The following is a 1160-nucleotide window of genomic DNA, read 5'->3' on the forward strand; positions in this document are numbered from 1 at the left end:
GGGTGGCGGTGGTGCAGTGGCAGGTGCGGGGGCTCACGTGGGCCGTTGCCGTGACGTGGGCTGTCAGGGCGGGGAGGAGGTCCGTGGTCACGGGGCGAGGGTACGGGGCGGTCTCTGGGGCGTGGCCCTGAGCTTGTGGGTGCCCCTACGTTTAGGTGGCCCGGTGCCGTGTGGGTGCCCCTACGTTTAGGTGGCCCGGTGCCGTGTGGGTGCCCCCGCGTCTAGACGGCCCGGTGCCGTGTGGGGTGCACCGCGTCGGGGTGGGCCGGGGGGTGTTTGCGCAGCCCGGCGCTTGCGGGGTGCCTCCCCCAGAGGGGGTACCCCCAGCGCCCACCCTCCCCCACCCTCGGCTGCGCTCGGGCGGGGGCGCCCCCATCGCCCTGGAGGCACCTCCCAGGCCCTTGAGGCACTGGGGGAGGCACGACTGCCCGCGGAGAGCGGGGCATGCGGCAGCGACTGCCCGCGGTAGCGGCGGGGCATGCGGCTGGTCGCGGATCGCGGGAGTGACCGTAGGCAGCCGCGTACGGCGGGGAGGGGACGGGGCGGGGGTGGCCGCCCGCAGTGGCTGGCGCGTCCGCGCCCCCGGCCATCAGGAATACCTGTTCCGCGCCAGTCCGAGGACGGACACCCCCGACGCGGCCCCGACCCACCCGCCGGCCATGGGCGCGCTACCCCAATCCCCACCGAAGCCGCACAGGCGCCGCAGGCACCCCGCCCACCGGACCGAAAGCCGCACAGGCACCACAAGCACAAGATCCGCGCCCCCGAAGTCGCGCAGGCAAAGCAATGCCGGCGCAGCTCCCCAGCTGCGCCGGCATTTTTGCCGTCCGCCGCACCCCCGTCCCCACGGGGTTTCATGGGTGGATGTCCCCGCCCGGACCGCTCTTCCGGGCCTGGGGTCGCTGTTCAGCGCCCCAGCATCTCGCCCACGGACGACGCCTGTGTGGCCACTGTCTCCCACCCGTCGAAGACGAGGAGGAGCAGGACCGCCAGAGGAAGGGCCATCAGTGTCGCCACCAGCGGATGACGACGCCCCTCGCCGCGCTCCCGCGTGCGGATCAGTGTCCGCGGTGCCGTGTACGCCATGGTCCCTCTCCTGGCCGTTTCTGTTGTCGTTGACAGCGGCGGGCGTCTGACCTCGGGGGACGAGTGCTGCACCC

Annotated in this window: 1 protein-coding gene; it reads right to left on the reverse strand. The window is 73.7% G+C overall.

The window, feature by feature from the left end; all coding sequences use genetic code 11:
- Positions 1 to 906: 906 nt before the first annotated feature.
- On the reverse strand, positions 907 to 1086 hold the full coding sequence (locus B7767_RS36810; protein WP_030867596.1) for a hypothetical protein: 180 nt from the start codon (positions 1084 to 1086) through the stop codon (positions 907 to 909).
- Positions 1087 to 1160 lie beyond the last annotated feature (74 nt).

The organism is Streptomyces sp. 13-12-16 (assembly GCF_002114215.1).
GTDB lineage: Bacteria > Actinomycetota > Actinomycetes > Streptomycetales > Streptomycetaceae > Streptomyces.